Raw genomic sequence first — 1,089 nt, 5'->3', positions numbered from 1 at the left:
AAATTTATTCTTAGCTGCTTGTTTCGGTCTCCCATAGCAGTGTTTCTAGTATTTATTAGACCCCAAAGCCCCGATATGTGATCAACGTGACCGTGAGTCAAAAAGATATCCTTTATTGCATAGACGCTGTTTCCAAGTATAGTAGAGATCCCTTCACCGACGTCGAAGAGAATCCTTTCAGGCCTATATAAAATCCAAGTTGAATACAGAGCCTTGGAGAATATTTGAAACTCCAATTCACTCTTCCTCCAGGCCTTCTACTTTCAAAGCAATCTTACCCTTTACGTTGCCTGGAAGTTTGATATCAATTCTGTACTCACCGGTCTGTTTTATATGATCCCCAAGATCTATCTCTTTCTTGTCTATTTCAACACCAAGAGAATTTCTTATGTGATTCGCGATGTCGCCGGATGTAACTGCTCCAAAAAGCTTCCCGCTGGTTCCTGACTTCGCCTTTATTATGAAGTGATGTTTCTGCAGCTCATGCAGTAGATCTTCACTGGATTTCCTTATGCGTTCTTCCTTTTCTTCCTTTTGCTTTTGGATCTGCTTCAATTTGGCCAGTTCTTTCGCATTGGCTTCAACCGCAAAACCTTTCGGAATAAGGAAGTTTCTACCGTAACCATCTGACACATTCTTCACTTCACCGGTTTTTCCAATATTACTTACATCCTTAAGAAGAATAACCTTCATCGAGAACCTCCTTAAAAAAGGGAGGCTCTTCGCCTCCCTCAAGATCCGATCACTCTTTTGTATAAGGAAGCAATGCCATGAATCTCGCCCTTTGAATAGCTTCCTTAACCATTCGCTGATGCTTGGCACAATTTCCCGTGATTCTCTTAGGGATGATCTTTCCCTTTTCAGTAACATAATCGCGTAGCAAGGAGATATTCTTATAATCAATGTAAGTTGTCTTTGAACCACAGAGTCTGCACTTTCTTCTGCTTCTTCCTCTTCGCCTATTGTCTCTTACCATAATATTCCTCCTGATTTAGAACGGGATATCGTCGCTCCCCGAATCTTCAGTTTCACTTCCAAAGAAAGTAATGTCATCGTTTTCAGTGCTTTCAACCACATTAGTATCCTGAA

At 41.0% G+C, this 1,089-nt stretch carries 3 protein-coding genes; all 3 read right to left on the bottom strand.

What is annotated here, in order from left to right; translation table 11 throughout:
* On the bottom strand, positions 1–236 hold a 236-nt coding region (locus tag BG32_RS13750), incomplete at its 3' end, for an MBL fold metallo-hydrolase (RefSeq protein WP_121526993.1).
* A gap of 1 nt (position 237) precedes the next feature.
* On the bottom strand, positions 238–693 hold the full coding sequence (gene rplI / locus BG32_RS13745; protein WP_006492674.1) for a 50S ribosomal protein L9: 456 nt from the start codon (positions 691–693) through the stop codon (positions 238–240).
* A gap of 49 nt (positions 694–742) precedes the next feature.
* Positions 743–976, bottom strand: a complete 234-nt coding sequence (rpsR, locus tag BG32_RS13740; RefSeq protein WP_006492673.1) for a 30S ribosomal protein S18 — start codon at positions 974–976, stop codon at positions 743–745.
* Positions 977–1,089 lie beyond the last annotated feature (113 nt).

Source organism: Mesotoga sp. HF07.pep.5.2.highcov (assembly GCF_003666285.1).
In the GTDB taxonomy this organism is placed as follows: Bacteria; Thermotogota; Thermotogae; order Petrotogales; family Kosmotogaceae; genus Mesotoga; species Mesotoga prima.
This window is presented reverse-complemented; position numbering and strand designations above follow the sequence as displayed.